The organism is Methylobacterium pseudosasicola (genome assembly GCF_900114535.1).
GTDB lineage: Bacteria > Pseudomonadota > Alphaproteobacteria > Rhizobiales > Beijerinckiaceae > Methylobacterium > Methylobacterium pseudosasicola.
On sequence record NZ_FOTK01000021.1, the window covers coordinates 62,628 to 77,423 of the forward strand.

General features: G+C 67.9%; 14 protein-coding genes. 3 read left to right on the forward strand and 11 right to left on the reverse strand.

The features are described 5' to 3' along the window. The 4 genes from BM228_RS19660 to BM228_RS19675 are packed head-to-tail and all read right to left on the reverse strand — an operon-like array spanning position 1 to position 3,796. Complete coding sequence (locus BM228_RS19660) at positions 1-549, reverse strand: cupin domain-containing protein (RefSeq protein WP_092043265.1); 549 nt, start codon at positions 547-549, stop codon at positions 1-3. 31 nt (positions 550-580) lie between these two features. Then, positions 581-1,531: an ABC transporter substrate-binding protein gene (locus BM228_RS19665; RefSeq protein WP_092043267.1), complete on the reverse strand. Its 951-nt coding sequence runs from the start codon at positions 1,529-1,531 to the stop codon at positions 581-583. Continuing rightward, the gene (locus BM228_RS19670; RefSeq protein ID WP_092043269.1) at positions 1,531-2,628 is read right to left on the reverse strand and encodes an LLM class flavin-dependent oxidoreductase; all 1,098 of its coding nucleotides are present in this window, start codon (positions 2,626-2,628) and stop codon (positions 1,531-1,533) included. The genes BM228_RS19665 and BM228_RS19670 overlap by 1 nt, the downstream gene beginning before the upstream one ends. Positions 2,629-2,647: 19 nt before the next feature. Then, positions 2,648-3,796: an acyl-CoA dehydrogenase family protein gene (locus tag BM228_RS19675; protein ID WP_092043271.1), complete on the reverse strand. Its 1,149-nt coding sequence runs from the start codon at positions 3,794-3,796 to the stop codon at positions 2,648-2,650. A gap of 390 nt (positions 3,797-4,186) precedes the next feature. Here BM228_RS19675 and BM228_RS19680 point away from each other — a divergent pair, with 390 nt between their 5' ends. Then, a complete protein-coding gene (locus BM228_RS19680; RefSeq protein WP_092043273.1) occupies positions 4,187-5,080 on the forward strand; it encodes a TauD/TfdA dioxygenase family protein in 894 nt (297 codons plus the stop codon). A gap of 124 nt (positions 5,081-5,204) precedes the next feature. Here BM228_RS19680 and BM228_RS19685 read toward each other — a convergent pair whose 3' ends face one another. The 7 genes from BM228_RS19685 to BM228_RS19715 form a co-directional block, all read right to left on the reverse strand. Continuing rightward, positions 5,205-6,734 (reverse strand): glycosyltransferase family 39 protein, encoded by a 1,530-nt coding sequence (locus tag BM228_RS19685; protein ID WP_167367779.1) that lies wholly within the window; start codon positions 6,732-6,734, stop codon positions 5,205-5,207. Between the two features lie 31 nt (positions 6,735-6,765). Continuing rightward, complete coding sequence (locus BM228_RS19690) at positions 6,766-7,500, reverse strand: class I SAM-dependent methyltransferase (RefSeq protein ID WP_092043276.1); 735 nt, start codon at positions 7,498-7,500, stop codon at positions 6,766-6,768. Next, the gene (locus BM228_RS19695; protein WP_092043278.1) at positions 7,398-8,483 is read right to left on the reverse strand and encodes a glycosyltransferase family 2 protein; all 1,086 of its coding nucleotides are present in this window, start codon (positions 8,481-8,483) and stop codon (positions 7,398-7,400) included. The genes BM228_RS19690 and BM228_RS19695 overlap by 103 nt, the downstream gene beginning before the upstream one ends. 246 nt (positions 8,484-8,729) lie before the next feature. After that, positions 8,730-10,715 carry a family 2A encapsulin nanocompartment cargo protein cysteine desulfurase gene (locus BM228_RS19700; RefSeq protein ID WP_092043279.1) on the reverse strand — a complete coding sequence of 662 codons (1,986 nt, stop codon included), beginning with the start codon at positions 10,713-10,715 and terminating at the stop codon, positions 8,730-8,732. Next, positions 10,702-12,093 carry a family 2B encapsulin nanocompartment shell protein gene (locus BM228_RS19705; RefSeq protein WP_092043281.1) on the reverse strand — a complete coding sequence of 464 codons (1,392 nt, stop codon included), beginning with the start codon at positions 12,091-12,093 and terminating at the stop codon, positions 10,702-10,704. Before BM228_RS19705 ends, BM228_RS19700 begins: the two co-directional genes overlap by 14 nt. Positions 12,094-12,511: 418 nt before the next feature. After that, the gene (gene cysE, locus BM228_RS19710; RefSeq protein WP_092043283.1) at positions 12,512-13,357 is read right to left on the reverse strand and encodes a serine O-acetyltransferase; all 846 of its coding nucleotides are present in this window, start codon (positions 13,355-13,357) and stop codon (positions 12,512-12,514) included. Positions 13,358-13,409: 52 nt separating this feature from the next. Next, on the reverse strand, positions 13,410-13,601 hold the full coding sequence (locus BM228_RS19715) for a hypothetical protein (RefSeq protein WP_092043341.1): 192 nt from the start codon (positions 13,599-13,601) through the stop codon (positions 13,410-13,412). Between the two features lie 321 nt (positions 13,602-13,922). Between BM228_RS19715 and BM228_RS19720 the strand changes: the two genes are divergently transcribed. Both BM228_RS19720 and BM228_RS19725 read left to right on the forward strand, forming a co-directional pair. After that, positions 13,923-14,336 carry a YeeE/YedE family protein gene (locus tag BM228_RS19720; RefSeq protein WP_092043285.1) on the forward strand — a complete coding sequence of 138 codons (414 nt, stop codon included), beginning with the start codon at positions 13,923-13,925 and terminating at the stop codon, positions 14,334-14,336. After that, positions 14,333-14,791, forward strand: a complete 459-nt coding sequence (locus tag BM228_RS19725) for a YeeE/YedE family protein (RefSeq protein ID WP_092043286.1) — start codon at positions 14,333-14,335, stop codon at positions 14,789-14,791. The genes BM228_RS19720 and BM228_RS19725 overlap by 4 nt, the downstream gene beginning before the upstream one ends. Positions 14,792-14,796 lie beyond the last annotated feature (5 nt).

A 14,796-nucleotide genomic window follows, 5' to 3' on the forward strand; every position in this document is an offset into this window, starting at 1 on the left:
TTACGGGTGCTTGTGGATCGGATCGACCCAGTGGACGGCCTCGGGCCGCTCGACCGGCTCGACATCCGGGATGTTGACGACCACGGCCTCGTTGTCCGAGCGCACCAGCACGCAGTGCAGGGGCTCGTCCGTGGAGGCGTTGATCTCCTGGTGGGGCACGTAAGGCGGCACGAAGATGAAATCCCCCGGCCCGGCCTCGGCCACGTATTCGAGCCGCTCGCCCCAGCGCATCCGGGCGCGGCCGGAGACCACGTAGATCACGCTCTCCAGGGCGCCGTGATGGTGCACGCCGGTCTTGGCGTCGGGCTGGATCGCCACCGTGCCGGCCCAGATCTTCTGGGCGCCGACCCGGGCGGCGTTGATCGCCGCTTGCCGGAACATGCCGGGGGTCTGCGCGGTGTTGCTGTCGAGTTGGTCGCCCGGGATCACCCGCACGCCGTCATGCTTCCAGCGCGGTGCCTCGGGCGCCCCCTCCCCTGCCCCGTGATCGTGCGTGTGGTGATCGTGGGCGTGAGGATCGTAAGTATGGCCGTCGCCGGTGTCGTGCATCGTCAGGACCTCTGATCCGAGGAAGTGCCCATCATTGCACCGCCGCCAGGGCTTCGGACAGAGCTTGGGAAAACCCCGTGTCGAAGATCGCCGCCGCCTGCGGGGCGCGGGCCTTCGGGATCAGGCCGGCGCGGACGTAGAGGTCGATGGTGCGCTGCTCGTCGGCGATCACGTCGGCGTCGATCGGCACGGTCCGGTAGGGGGCGCGGCTGAACCAGCGCAGCGGCACCGCCTCCGGCAGGCCGATCAGCTTCGACCACACGGCAGCGTAGGGCGCCGGGTCCTTGAGCGCCCAGGCTCGGGCCCGGGCGAGGCGCGCGGCGAAATCGGCGAGCAGGGGCCGCTTGTCCTTCAGGGCGCTGTCGCGGGCCACCGCGAAGGTGAGACCGGGGGTGATGCCGTTGCCGTCGCGGACCACCCGGACCAGGCCGGCGACTTCCGCCGCGGCCGTGTAGGGCTCCCAGGTCGCCCAGGCATCGACGGCCCCGGAGGCGAGGGCGATCTTGGCATCCGCGGGCGGCAGGAAGCTGAACACGACGCTGTCGAACGGCAAGCCTGCCTCCTCCAGGGCGGCCAGCACCACCTGATGGCCGATGGAGCCGCGGTTGGTGGCGACACGCTTGCCCTTGAGATCCGCCACGGTCCGGATCGGCGAATCCGGCGTCACCAGGATCGCGAGCCCGTCCTGCCGGGTGCGGAACGCCACGAAGGCCTTCACCGGCACCCCGGCGGCGGCCGCGAAGGTGAGGGGTGCGTCGCCGACCCCGCCGGCATCGATCGCCCCGGCATTCAACGCCTCCAGCAGGGGCGCGGCGGCCGGGAACTCGGTCCATTCCAGCCGGTAGGGCAGGCCTTCGAGAACGCCCGCTGCCTCCATCAGAGCACGGGCATTGCCGCGCTGGTCGCCCATCCGCAGCACGTCTTCCGCCCGGGCCGGCCCGATGGCCAGGAGGGCGAGAACCCAAAACAACGCGGCGCGCATCAGGCGGCCTCGGAAGCGCGGCCGCGGGCCGCGAGCGCCGCCTTGAAGGCCGGCAGCAGGTCCCGGCCGTACTGAATGGCGTCCTCCAGCGGATCGAAGCCGCGGATCAGGAAGGTGCGCACCCCGAGGTCGTGGTAGTCGAGCAGCGCCTCGGCCACCTGCTCGGGCGTCCCGACCAGGGCCGTGGAATTGCCCGCCGCCCCGGTCTCGGCCGCGATGGCGGTGAACAGGCGCTTGTCGAGGCGCGAGCCGGCGGCCGCTGCGGCGAGCAGCCGGCGCGAGCCCTCGTTCTGCGGCGCAGCGGCCGGGCCGAGGCCTCTGGCCGCCCGGGCGGCGCGGGTCCGGGCCAGGATATCCTCTGCGCGAGCCCAGGCCCGCTCCTCGGTCTCGGCCAGGATCGGCCGGACCGACAGGCTGAAGCGGGGCTTGCGCCCATGCGGCGCGGCGGCATCCCGGACCCGCCCGATCAGCTCCCGGACCTGGGCCTGGGTCTCGCCCCACAGGGCGTAGGTGTCGGCGTGGCGGCCGGCCACCGCCAGAGCCGCCGGCGAGGCGCCGCCGAAATAGACCGGGATGGCATCGACGGGCTTCACCTCGGAGAAGCCCCGCTCCACCCGGTAGAACGTCCCCGCGTAGTCGAACGGCGCGGTGGCGGTCCAGCTCTGGCGGGCGATGTCGAGGAATTCCTGTGTGCGGGCGTAGCGCTCGTCCTTGGTGAGGTGGTCGCCGTCCTGGGCAAGCTCCCGGTCGTCGCCGCCGCTGATCACATGGATCGCCACCCGGCCGCCGGTGAGCTGGTCGAGGGTCGCGAATTGCCGGGCCGCCACGGTGGGCGCCGTGAAGCCGGTGCGGTGGGCGATCATCAGCCCGAGCCGCTCGGTGACAGTGGCGACCTGGGCGGCGAGCAACAGGGCGTCCGGCGACGTCGAATGGAACGCCACCAGCACCCGGTCGAACCCGCCCCATTCATGCGCCTGGGCCAGGAGCTTCAGGTAATCCCGGTCGATCGATGGACCTTCGGCCGGGTGAATCTCGGAGGTGTGGCGGGGGGCGACGTAGCCGATGAACTCGACGGCCTCCGGGGGCAGCAGGCTCATGAAAGTTCTCCGTGTCGGATTATCGGGCGTCGAGGACGGCCTTGCCGGCGGCGACCCGCACCGCATCGGCCTGTGGCCAGTGGATGCGCGCGCACAGGACATCGCGCAGGTGCCGCTCCAGCGGGTTCGCCCGGGTCAGCGCAGCGTTGCCGCAGAGCTCCACGGCGCGCTGGACCACGGCGATGGCGTTCTCGGTGGCGGTGAGCTTCACGAAGCCGGCCTCCCGCGCCGGCGGCGGCCGGCCCGCATCGACCTCCTCCGCCAGCCCGGCGACCAGGCGGGCATTGATCGCGAGCAGGCGCGCGTTCTCGCCGACCGCCTCCTGGAAGCGCGGCAGGCTGGCGAGCGGCGCCCCGAGGCTGCCGGGCTTGCGGTCACGCAGGTAGCCGACGAACCAATCCTGCGCCGCGCCGGCGACGCCATCGTAGAGGGAAGCCAGCAGGGTGCAGCTCCAGGCCTGCTGGACCGGATCCGGCCGCTGCCAGCCCTCCGGCGGCCGCAAGTCGACCGCGTAGGCGGCCGGGATCGGCACCTCTTCGAAGAGGACGTCGTGACTCGCCGAAGAGCGCAGGCCGAGATGGTCCCAAGTCTCTGCGATGCGAAGACCCTTCGCAGCGAACGGCACCAACACGTTGCCGATCCGCGGCGTCTCTTCGTCGGTTCGGACGAAGACGACCCCGTAGGCGAGCCCCGGCGCCCCGGTGGAAAAAATCTTCCGGCCGGTGATGCGCCAGGCATCGCCGTCGCGCCGGGCGATGGTCTCGGGCACCCCGCCCCGCGACGGCGTCCCCAGGTCCGGCTCGACCCGCAGGGCGTTGATCAGCGCCCCCGTCTCCACCGCAGCCTTGCCGACCGCGTCGGCGACGGCCCGCGGCCAGGCCGAATCCGCCCGATGGATCACGGCGTGCTGGAGATACTGCATCGCCAGCACCAGGGCCGTCGCCGGACAGCCGGCCCCGATGGTGCGGACCACCTCGGCGGCCCGGGCCAACCCGGCCCCGCCGCCGCCCAGCCGCCGCGGCACGGTGAGCGCCAGGAGCCCGGCCTCGCGCAGCGCCGCGATGTTGTCGTGCGGGAACGTGCCGGCCCGGTCGTGGCCGGCCGCGCGCCCCGCGAAGGTCTCGGCCAGGCTGCGGACGATGTCGGGCGGCGGGACGGCGACGGTCATGACAGGCGAGGCGCACAGGGGTTGCAAGACTTGGCGCGATCGTCCGCCCGGGGCCGCGCAGCGTCAACGAAAGCGGTTTTCGAATTTCCCACCCACGACAGAACAAGACTTCGCCGTTCCCGGGAGAGTGCGAGAAGAATATGATCGTTCGCTCGCGGATCGCGCGCGATCTCTGTTCTCGAGCGCGCCTGCGTCTCGCGGCATCGCTCAGCAGATCGTCGCGGTATGCCGATCAATATTCTCGCGGCCGCGGCAGCTCAGCGAACGTTCTTTTCTGGATGATCCGAAGTTGAGAATGCGCTTTCGTTGACTTGGTCACACCGCGCTTGAATGCTCAGGCGGCGCGCGCCGCCGAAGCGCCCTGCGGAGCCCAGCGACGGGACGGAGACGATGACCCAGATCCACAGCTTCGCCGATGCCTGGCTGCCGCCCGCGCCGCCGCGCGCGGACCTATCGGTCACGCCGCTGGGCGTGCATGTCGGCGCCGAGATCGCCGGGCTCGATCTCGCCGTTCCCCTGGACGACGCGGCGCGCGACACCATCGCGGCGGCCCTGGCCCGGTACGGCGTGGTGTTCTTCCGCGGCCAGAACCTGACGCCGGAGCAGCACATCTCGCTCGCCGAGCGGTTCGGGCGGATCGACGTGAACCGGTTCTTCAAGGCGGTGGACGGCTATCCGGAGATCGCCGAGGTGCGCAAGGAGGCGCATCAGGCGGCCAATATCGGCGGCCAGTGGCACACCGACCATTCCTACGATGCCGAGCCCGCCAAGGGCTCGATCCTGTACGCCCGGGCGGTGCCGCGGGTCGGCGGCGACACTTTGTTCGCCAGCATGTACGCGGCCTACGACGCGCTGTCCGACGGGCTCAAGGCGACGCTGTCCTCCTTACGGGCGGTGCATTCGAGCCGCCACGTCTTCGGGGCCGCCAGCCGTTCGTTGGCGACCAGCGACCTCAAGGGCCGCATCCTGAACCCGGAGGCTGCCACCCAGGACGCCGTGCATCCGGTGGTGATCACGCATCCAGATTCCGGCCGCAAGGCCCTCTACGTGAACCCGAATTTCACCCTGCGGATCGAGGGCTGGACCGAGACCGAATCCGCCCCCCTGCTTGGCTACCTGTACGAGCATGCGAGGCGGCCCGAATTCGCCTACCGGTTCCAGTGGCGTGTGGGCTCCATCGCCTTCTGGGACAATAGGGCGACCTGGCACCTCGCCCTCAACGATTATCACGGCGAGCGCCGGCTGATGCACCGGATCACCATCGCGGGCGAGGCGCTGCACTGAAGCCGCGCAGTATGGCCTGATCCCGAAAACGGATGCGCCGATAGGTCCGAAGAAGAAGCCCAGATGCACAGCGGATGTCGTCGCGCTGCGTCTCGCGCCACATCACGTCGGTGCAGCGGGCCGATCACGAAGGCGCTCGCAAACAGACGAGCGCGGCGTAGGGTGCAGTGGTGTAGTCGCGGCATTGCCAGGCCGGATCGAGGCGTTCGATGTGCGGGGGATGGGCCAGCGCAGCGGTTTTCGGCACGAGGCGATCATAAACCCACAGAATTGCGGTTCCCGGCTCCGATCCAGCGGCTGCAAGCAGACGCGGCTGAGGATCCTCGCGCCACGGATTGGCGACATTCACCACGTCGATGGTGCGCCCGGACCGAGCCAGGAAGAAGCCGCCGAACGCGCGCATCTGCGCGGTATCCTGCATAATCGAGGACGGGTGATCCCACAGGAACACAACGCGTTTGGCCCCTGCCCTCTCGATAACCGTCGAAGCAGCCTCGAACGAGTAGGCCTTTCGCAGCGCGGTCGCATCGAAATCGAGCAGCATCGGCAGCCCGAATAGAAAAATCGCGAGCGCGGGAAGTCGAGGCCAATGGCGTGCGGCCCGCTCGATTGTCAGCGCGACGCCGAGCAGGATTCCAGGCATGAACGGAATGGCGTATTTCAAGGTGAAACTCGGCCGCATCATTCCGACGGCGATGAGAATTAAAAGTCCGGCCGCAGAAGCGGCAGCGACAAGGAACAAGCTGCGGCGTTCCCAATCCCATGCAGGCGAGGGGTTTTTTAAAATGAGAATCGCTGCCACGATCAAAATCAAGATAAATCCGAATGAATTCAAGACGTAATTTATTATAAATGGCAAATGCTGCGGCCCGAGGATCGCATACCAGGCAACATCGGGATTTCCGAATTCCAAGAGTCGCGGCAGATGGTAGCTGATCCAGAGCGCCGTCGGAATAAAGAATAGACCGGCCGGCCAGATCCGAAGCGCGCGCGTCCGGTAGACAACCAGAAACGCGAAACCTTGGGCGATTATGAGCAGGGCGGCAAAATAATGCGTCAGAATACTCAATGACGCCAAGATACCCCAGCAACACGCCAAGCGACGGTTGGGGGAAGCCATCAGCTTCGCAAAGACGAGCGTCGTCGCCAGGGTTATCAGGAGAAGCAAGGCATAGCATCTGGCCTCAGACGCTTGATAAAGGCCCGGCAGCCATAGGCTGAGGAGCGCCCCCCAGATCAAGCGCGTCGTCCTGTCCAAGGCGCTGATTCCACGATAGGCGAGCAGAACCGCCGCCAGGGAAAAGATCGTGCTCGGCCAGCGCAGCATGTCATTTGACAGACCCGCGACCGCGACCCAGTTATACATAAAACAATAATACAAGGGCGCATTCACATCCGCCCAGATCTGATGAAGAAAATCACGCCCGCTAGGTTGATCGGCTATCGCCCCGGTAAAGGTCTCATCGATCCATAATGGAAGTTCGTGGCCGGTAAAGATGCGGATCACGGATCCGACCAAGAACGCCGCGCTCGCGATCAGTACAAGCCCGTCCAGGCTCCGCAGCCGATCGAATACTGTGTGTTGACGGAATGCAATGCTTCCTTCGATGCCGCAACCGTTGAGGTGCTCACTCTCTTGCAGCGGCGCGGACAATCTATGTCCTCCCTGTCGGCTCGGCATCACATCAGCGTCCGTCGCTCAGGACAGCATAAAGGGATAGGCCGACCGGCAGACCGGCGCGTCCGATGATGTGACGCTCGCTCGAAAAGATGCGGCTCAGGATCGCGTTCAACAGCCGCGTTGGCATGCGATCATCCTGGGTCGGCCGGCTGTAGACGATCGCGATGAGGCGACGAACGAGAGCGATCGGAAACAGGAAGGTGTTGAAATATCCGATGTGGGCGATTTTGAATTCGGCTGCTGCAGCCGCAAGCTCGAGGCTCCGTTTCGTATACCGTCGCTTGTGGTGATGCAGGTCGTCATGGTGCGACCAAAGCCAGGGCAGGGCCGGCACCGTCACCAGCAGCCGCCCGTCCTGTTTCAGCTTCCGCCTCAGCGCGCACAGCGTGGCTTGGTCATCCTCGATATGCTCCAGCACGTCGAGAAGAACGATGAGATCGTAAGCGCCGTCGCGGACCGGCAGATCGTGCGGCAGGGCGCAGGCCTGAACCGGGATGCCCGATCGACGGGCGGCGATCGCGCGTGCGCCGGCGTCGAACTCGACCGCATCCACCGCGCCGAACGTGGTCAACATGTCCAGATTGCCGCCGCTCCCGCAGCCCGCCTCCAGGATGCGGATCGGCTGAGAGTGCTGCGCTAATTCGCGGCGTAGGAGCGCTGCGAGGATGGCGCGTCGCCCGGAAAACCACCAATGCCGCTGCTCGTTGTCGGCCATTCGGCTGTAGGCGATCGGGTCCATGCGGTGTCCTGGTCGATAGGGCGAAGGAGTTCGCCGTTGATGTCGCGGACGAGGTAAAGCGGACGACCGCGGACTTCCGCAGCAATGCGGCCGACATACTCTCCCATAATACCAATAGAAATGAGATTGAGGCCGCCAAAGAACAGGATTGCCACCATCAGAGACGGATAACCTGGCACGCTATTGCCTGCGAATGCGGTCAGGCCGACCAGGAAAAGGCCATACAGGAAGGCCAGGCCGGCGACGGTCAGTCCGATATAGGTCCAGATCCGCAAGGGCGCTGTCGTGGAGCCGGTCAATCCGTCAAGCGCGAAGTTCCAAAGGTGCCAATAGCGCCACTTCGTCATGCCTTGCTGGCGTTGTTCGCGGACGAAAGAGACTTCCGCCTGTCGAAACCCGACCCAGGAAAACAGACCTTTGGTAAACCGCGACCGCTCCGGAAGCGTGTTCAGGATGTCGACGATGCGGCGATCGATGAGCCGGAAATCGCCAACGTTCGACGGTATGACTTGGTCAGCAAAGCGATTGTATAATTCGTAGAAGCCCCAAGCCGTCAAACGTTTCAGGGGCGAATCGGCCCGCCTGTGGCTGCGGACGCCGTTGACGATGAGGGCGCCCGCCAGCCAATGCGAGACCATGTCGACAATGATCTCGGGTGGATCTTGCAGGTCGACATCGATCGGTATGACGGCATGGCCGCGCGCGTGGCGAAGGCCCGCGGCAAGGGCAGCGTCTTTTCCGAAGTTGCGCGACAGACCGACGATATCGATCGCTGTGTTCCGCTGCCGGGCCGCCGAAAGGACTCTCAGAGTCGCGTCGGTGCTTCCATCGTCGACAAACACGATCTCATACAGCGTTCCGGGCCCGACCCGACGGCAGGCGGCTTCGATGGCCGCCCCAGCGCGAACGAGAAACGGCTCTATCGCCGTCGCTTCATTAAAGACCGGGACGACGAGAGACAGTAAGATCGGGGCCGATAGCATTGATGCCTCGATCGAGGAATTATTCGCCTCCGACTTAAAATCGAATGGTTAATGAGCTCTTTCGGATTGTGCTTCCCTTCGCTCGGCACGCTTGAGTCGTTGATGTGGCGCGCGGGCCTGCGCCGATCGTGGCACATCCAGTTGTTCAGATCTCAGGTCTCGCACCATGGCCGAAACACAAAAAACCGGTCGGACCTTTCGAGGTCCGACCGGTCTTGGTTTCCGTCTGTCCCGTCGCGATAAGGCTCAGTGCCGCGGCAGGGTGTGCAGCGCCTTGAGGAAGACATCGACGTCGGACTTGGTGTTGTAGAAGGCCAGGGAGGCCCGCACCGACTGGTCGACCCCGAACCGGCGCAGGGCCGGCAGGGCGCAGTGATGGCCCGAGCGCACCGCGATGCCGTGCGCGTCGAGATGGTGGGCCACCGCCTCGTTCTCCTGCCCCTCGATCACGAAGGACATCACGCTCGCCTTCTCACGGGCCGTGCCGATCAGGCGCAGGCCCTTCACCTCGGCGAGACCGCCCTGCGCGTATTCGAGCAGGTCGTGCTCGTAGGCGGCGATCGCCGGCAGGCCGATGCTCTCCAGATAGTCGAGCGCCGCACCGAGGCCGACCGCACCCGCGATGTCCGGGGTGCCCGCCTCGAACTTCTCCGGGGCGCCCTTGTAGACGGTCCGGGTGAAGGTGACGTCCTCGATCATGTGGCCGCCGCCCTGCCAGGGCGGCATCGCCGCGAGCAGGTGCGTCTTGCCGTAGAGGGCGCCCACCCCGGTCGGCCCGAACACCTTGTGGCCGGAGAAGACCAGGAAGTCGGCGTCCAGGGACTGCACGTCGAGCGGCATATGCGGCGAGGATTGCGCCGCATCGACCAGCACCGGCACCCCGTAGGCATGCGCGAGCGCGATGATCTCCCGCACCGGGTTCACGGTGCCGAGCGCGTTCGCCACATGGGTGATCGAGACGATCTTCGTGCGGCCCGAGAGCAGCGCCGCGTATTGCTCGAAGATGATCTCACCCCGGTCGTTGACCGGGATCACCCGCAGCGTCGCCCCGGTCGCTTGGGCCAGCAGCTGCCACGGCACGATGTTGGCGTGGTGCTCGATGGTCGAGACGATGATCTCGTCACCCGCGCCGATATTGGCCCGGCCGTAGGAATTGGCGACGAGGTTGATCGCCTCCGTGGTGCCGCGCAGGAAGACGATGTCGTCCTTCGACGGGGCATTGAGGAAGCGGCGCACCGCCTCGCGGCCGCCCTCGAACAGATCCGTGGAGCGCGCCGCCAGGGTGTGGGCGGCCCGGTGGATGTTCGAGTTGTGCCGCCCGTAGAACTCCGAGGTCGCGTCGATCACGGCCTGCGGCTTGTGGGTGGTGGCGGCGTTGTCGAGCCAGACCAGCGGGTGGCCGTTGACGCTCTGGTGCAGGGCCGGAAAATCCCGGCGGACATGCTCCACGTCGAACGGCGCCGACACCGGGCTCGACCCCTGCGCCGTGAGCCGCGGCGCGGGACCCGGATAGCGGGCGGGCTCGACCCGGGGGCTCGCCGGCGCCCTGCGGGCCGGGCCGGGACCGGCATTCAGGAAGTAGTAGTCGGACACCGGAGCCTCGGGCGCCCGGGACAGGTGCCCGGTCCGCGCGAAGCTTTCCTGAGCGACATCGACGCCCTGCTGGGACGGGTCGGCCGGCACCAGCTGGGGAGCGATCGCATGCGCGAAGGCATTGGCACGGGGATGATCCCCGGCCACCTGACGGTGCAGGTCGGCACCGCCCGGGAAGGCCGCCGGCGCGCTCGGGAACCCGAAATCCGGCAGGACCGGACGCGGGCTCGCCGGATGGACCGGCGGGATCGCGGCGGTGTCGAAGAAGGCCGGGCTCGCGGGGGCGAGGTTCGGCAATGTCGGGCCGGTGAGGCCCGGCACGCCGAGGGCCGGCCCGCCGAACGAGCGGGCCGCCAGCGCCGAGGCGTCCGGTTGCAGGCCGGAGGGTTGCCCCCCGGTCGGCACCGAGGGGATTCCCGTGGCCGCGCTCGGGAACGGGGCGCCGCCCGGTCCCTGAGGCAGACCTTCGAGGGCCTGCGGGACCTGGGGTCCCGCCGGCAGCGTCGGGGCGAGGGGCTGGCTCGCGGCCTGCCCCTGCTGGTAGATCTCGCGGGCGAGGCGCCCGATGAGATCGCTATGGGCGAGCTCGGCCGGGCTCGCCTCCGGTCGACCGAAGGCCAGTCCCTCAGGCGTAGTCATGGTAGTTGCCGAGGAGGACGTTATCGAGGCGGGCGATCGCGTCCTCGACCAGCACGGCGGCCGAGAAGTAGCGGGTCACCAGGTGCGAGGCGATCGAGTGGTCGTTGGTGCCGGCGTAGCGCACCGACAGGCCGGGCTCGATCTCGCCGGTCACGCCGGTCTTCTGCAGGCCGACCACGCCCTGCTCGCCCTCGCCGACGCGCAGCAGCAGGATCGAGGTGGTCTCGGCGCCGGTGACCGGATCGATGTCGATCGGCAGCTTGTCGCTCGGCACCAGCGGGACGCCGCGCCAGGTGACGAACGGCGCACCGAACAGGTGGACGACGACCGGCGGCACACCGCGGCGGGTGGCCTCACGGCCGAAGGCCGCGATGGCGCGGGGATGCGCGACGAAGAAGGCGGGCTTCTTCCAGACCAGGGTCAGCAGCTCGTCGAGATCGTCCGGGGTGGGCGGGCCGCCGCGGGTGGGGATGCGCTGGCGCGGGCCGACCTCGTTCAGCAGGCCGAACTGCGAGTTGTTGAGCAGCTCCCACTCCTCGCGCTCCTTCACCGCGTCGACGGTGAGGCGGATCTGCTCGCGGAGCTGGTCGATCTCGTTCGAGTAGAGGTCGGTGACGCGGGTATGGGTGTTGAGGATCGTCTGGATCGTCGAGAGGTGATACTCGCGGGGGTGCGATTCGTAGTCGACGAAGGTGGTCGGCAGGCGCGGCTCACCGGTATGGACCGCCAGCAGCTCGATGCCCTGCTCGCCATGGGAGCTGGTATGGCCCTTCAGCCGCTCCTGCTCGTCGCGGTACTGCGCGATCTTGGCGCGGATCTCGTCGTTCTCGAGGGCGTCGGGATCGAGGGTCAGGAGGGTGACCGCCGAGAGCGCCTTGACGGCCGGGGCGGGCGCGCCGGCGCCGAGGAGATCGCCGTCACCGAAATAGTCGCCGCGGGTAGCGAGGCCCTGGCGCAGGCGGCCCTTGTACGGGCCCGAGAAGGTCAGCTCGACCGTGCCGTCCGCCACCACGGTCAGGCTGCGGGCGCCGGCGCCCTCTTCATGGATGATCTTGCCGGCTTTGTGCTTGCTCTCGGTGAAGCGCTCGGCGATCTTTGCCAGCTCAGCGTCTCCCAGACGGCTGAACAGCGGCACCGCCCGCAGGGAGGCGGAGCGGATCGTCCGGTCCTTGTTCTCGGTGACGAAGTCGACGCGGCCGGGCCGCGCCAGGACGACGGCGCGCCGGTTGACGCGGTAGACGCCGCCCGCGACGTCCACGAAGGGCAGAAGCCGAAGGAGCCAGCGCGGCGTGTTGGCCGCGTTCTGGACCGACGTGACGGTGGCTGTCGCAAGATTGCGTGCCGCCGTGGCGCTCACGCTCAGACCCGGTCCACTCATCGTTCGTCCTCTTTCATGTCGATTGCGGGCGCGCCGCATCAGCCCGCGCATTGGCGAGCCGCCACGCAGCAACGCGGGCCTGGCGCAAGCTTTGGTTGATGCCGGCAGGGCCGAATGGCCGAGCCGTTCTTGATAGGATCCGCTTTGTCGCGGCGCCGCAAAGTCATTGGCCGGCGCGACACTGTGCTCACCTCCTCGGCGAGCCAGCGAAGGCAACTTAGGCTTTGATTCTGCGCTCGGTCAACGAAACGATTTTTCTTATTTATCGACGTTCCGTGGAAGGCTTCGCTCAAACAAGCAACTACCTTAGAACGAAGTCAGCGCAATGCCCCACACTCGTAGAATTGCTTTCTCGATTAGCGGCCATTCCTCGAGGATTGACGACGCTTGTCTCGAAGAAAAATTTTCCTTGCTTGGATTAGATCCCGTCCCCGAAGCCGAAGGACTGGTCCATGCTCAGGGCCGGCTGTTCCGCGCCCGCGGCGAGGCGCGACACCACCCGGGCCGGCACGCCCGCCACGGTGGTGTGGGGCGGCACGTCGTTCAGGACCACCGCGGCGGCGGCGACCTTGGCGCCCTCCCCGATACGGATGTTGCCGAGCACCTTGGCCCCAACGCTCAGCAGCACGCCGCGCTCGACCTTCGGGTGCCGGTCGCCGCTCTCCTTGCCGTTGCCGCCCAGCGTCACCGACTGGAGGATCGACACGTCGTCGGCGATCACTGTGGTCTCGCCGATCACGACCCCGGTGGCATGGTCGATGAACACCCCCGAGCCGATCCGCGCGGCGGGATGGATGTCACAGCCGAACACTTCCGAGATGCGGCTCTGCACATGCAGGCTGAGCGTCGCCCGGCCCTGCTGCCAGAGCCAGTGGGCGACCCGGTAGGCTTCCAGCGCCGCCAGGCCCTTGTAGAACAGGAACGGGTCGAGGTAGCGGCGGCAGGTCGGGTCACGCTCGCGGATGGCGATCAGGTCGCGCACCGCATGCGCGCCGGCATGGGGATCCGCCTCGAAGGCGGCGAGGCAGAGGTCGCGCATCGACAGCCGCGCGAGGTCGCCGTCGCCGAGGCGGTGGGCGAGGCGATAGGCGAAGGCCTGGGCGAGGCTGCGCTGGTCCAGGATCGTTGCCTGGATGATCCCGGCATAGAGCGGCTCCTCGACCAGGACCGCCTCGGCCTCGGCGCGGAGTTCGGCCCACAGGTCGCCCTCCAGGGTACTGCGGCTGGTGGCACGCAGCGGCGGGATCGCGGCCGAGGCTGTCACGTCCGGGGAATCCGGCGAGAGATCCGGCGAGAAATTCGGACCGCGGGCGGCATCACGCCACCAGCCGGAACAGGTCGGCCAGATAGCGTTCGAGCGTTTCGTGGCCCTCGAACTTCACATCGACCGTGGCCGAGTGACCGCTCTGCTGATGGATGCCGACGATCCGCCCCCTGGCATGGCGCCAGATCCCCAGAATCTCGGCGAGGTCGAGCCGTTGGAACACCACCTGATCACCCTGCGCCATCGTCACTGAACCTTTCGCGCTGTCGTCCTTAAGAGAGCCGATCGTGCCGGCCTGATTCCGATGTCCGGAGCGGGGCTGGCGGGACACCGACCCGCCCCAAGAAGGCCCTTCCGTTTGCTCCGCATCGGAGGAGAAGGTTTCGTTCGCGGATTGCTCCAGAAAGAGCATGATCTTCACTAAGCTACTGAATTTGCTCGATAATTGCTGGTTCAACGGTGTTTGGCAAGGCTTGTTCCGAAAAGCCGCGGGCGCTAACCCGATGACCCAGGGCCGCCGGGGCGGCCTTCGAGTCGCGACACGAGACCTCGACACGGGAGCGGCATGAGCACCTATCTTCCATCCCTCGCGGGCGGGCTGCTGATCGGCCTGTCGGCCGCGATGCTCCTGCTGCTGAACGGCCGGATCGCCGGGATCAGCGGCTTGGTCGCCGGCCTCGGCCGGCCGGCGGGCACGCGCTGGCTCGCCGACGCCGCCTTCCTGTTCGGCCTGGTCCTCGGGCCGCCGGCCTTCGCGCTGCTAGCCGGGCACTGGCCGGAGATGCGGATCGCCGCGGCGCTGCCGGTCCTGGCGCTCGCCGGCCTGCTGGTCGGCTTCGGCACCCGCCTCGGCTCCGGCTGCACCTCCGGGCACGGAGTGTGCGGGCTCGCCCGGCTGTCGCCGCGCTCGATCGCGGCGGTGCTGGTCTTCCTCGCCACCGGCATGCTGACCGTGGCCGCCGCACGAGTGCTGGCGTGAGCGCGGCCCTGCGCATCCTGGCGGCCTTGGCCGCCGGCTTCACCTTCGGGCTCGGCCTGGCGCTCTCCGGCATGCTCGACCCCGCCCGGGTGCGCGGCTTCCTCGACGTGGCGGGCGCCTGGGATCCCAGCCTGATCTTCGTCCTCGGCGGCGCCGTCACGGTCTCGGGGCTCGGCTACCTCTTGAGCCGGCGCCTCGCCGGTCCCGTGCTGGATGCCCGGTTCGACCTGCCGACCCGGCGCCGGATCGACGCGCCCCTGCTCCTCGGGGCCGCCCTGTTCGGGATCGGCTGGGGCCTCTCGGGCTTCTGCCCCGGCCCCGCCGTGGCGGCCCTGTCCACGGGGGCGATCCCGGTCCTGGTCTTCGTCGTGGCGATGTTGATCGGCATGGCGCTCCATGGCCTGCTGCCGACCGCAGCGGCCGGAAGCCCGCGGGGCGTCAGCCCCCCGGCCTGACTGGC

Bases quoted from the DNA above. Each gene is read 5' to 3' on its own strand.
- BM228_RS19660 (WP_092043265.1), bottom strand. From the start codon at position 549: ATGCACGACACCGGCGACGGCCATACTTACGATCCTCACGCCCACGAT.
- BM228_RS19665 (WP_092043267.1), bottom strand. From the start codon at position 1,531: ATGCGCGCCGCGTTGTTTTGGGTTCTCGCCCTCCTGGCCATCGGGCCG.
- BM228_RS19670 (WP_092043269.1), bottom strand. From the start codon at position 2,628: ATGAGCCTGCTGCCCCCGGAGGCCGTCGAGTTCATCGGCTACGTCGCC.
- BM228_RS19675 (WP_092043271.1), bottom strand. From the start codon at position 3,796: ATGACCGTCGCCGTCCCGCCGCCCGACATCGTCCGCAGCCTGGCCGAG.
- BM228_RS19680 (WP_092043273.1), top strand. From the start codon at position 4,187: ATGACCCAGATCCACAGCTTCGCCGATGCCTGGCTGCCGCCCGCGCCG.
- BM228_RS19690 (WP_092043276.1), bottom strand. From the start codon at position 7,500: ATGGACCCGATCGCCTACAGCCGAATGGCCGACAACGAGCAGCGGCAT.
- BM228_RS19695 (WP_092043278.1), bottom strand. From the start codon at position 8,483: ATGCTATCGGCCCCGATCTTACTGTCTCTCGTCGTCCCGGTCTTTAAT.
- BM228_RS19700 (WP_092043279.1), bottom strand. From the start codon at position 10,715: ATGACTACGCCTGAGGGACTGGCCTTCGGTCGACCGGAGGCGAGCCCG.
- BM228_RS19705 (WP_092043281.1), bottom strand. From the start codon at position 12,093: ATGAGTGGACCGGGTCTGAGCGTGAGCGCCACGGCGGCACGCAATCTT.
- BM228_RS19715 (WP_092043341.1), bottom strand. From the start codon at position 13,601: ATGGCGCAGGGTGATCAGGTGGTGTTCCAACGGCTCGACCTCGCCGAG.
- BM228_RS19720 (WP_092043285.1), top strand. From the start codon at position 13,923: ATGAGCACCTATCTTCCATCCCTCGCGGGCGGGCTGCTGATCGGCCTG.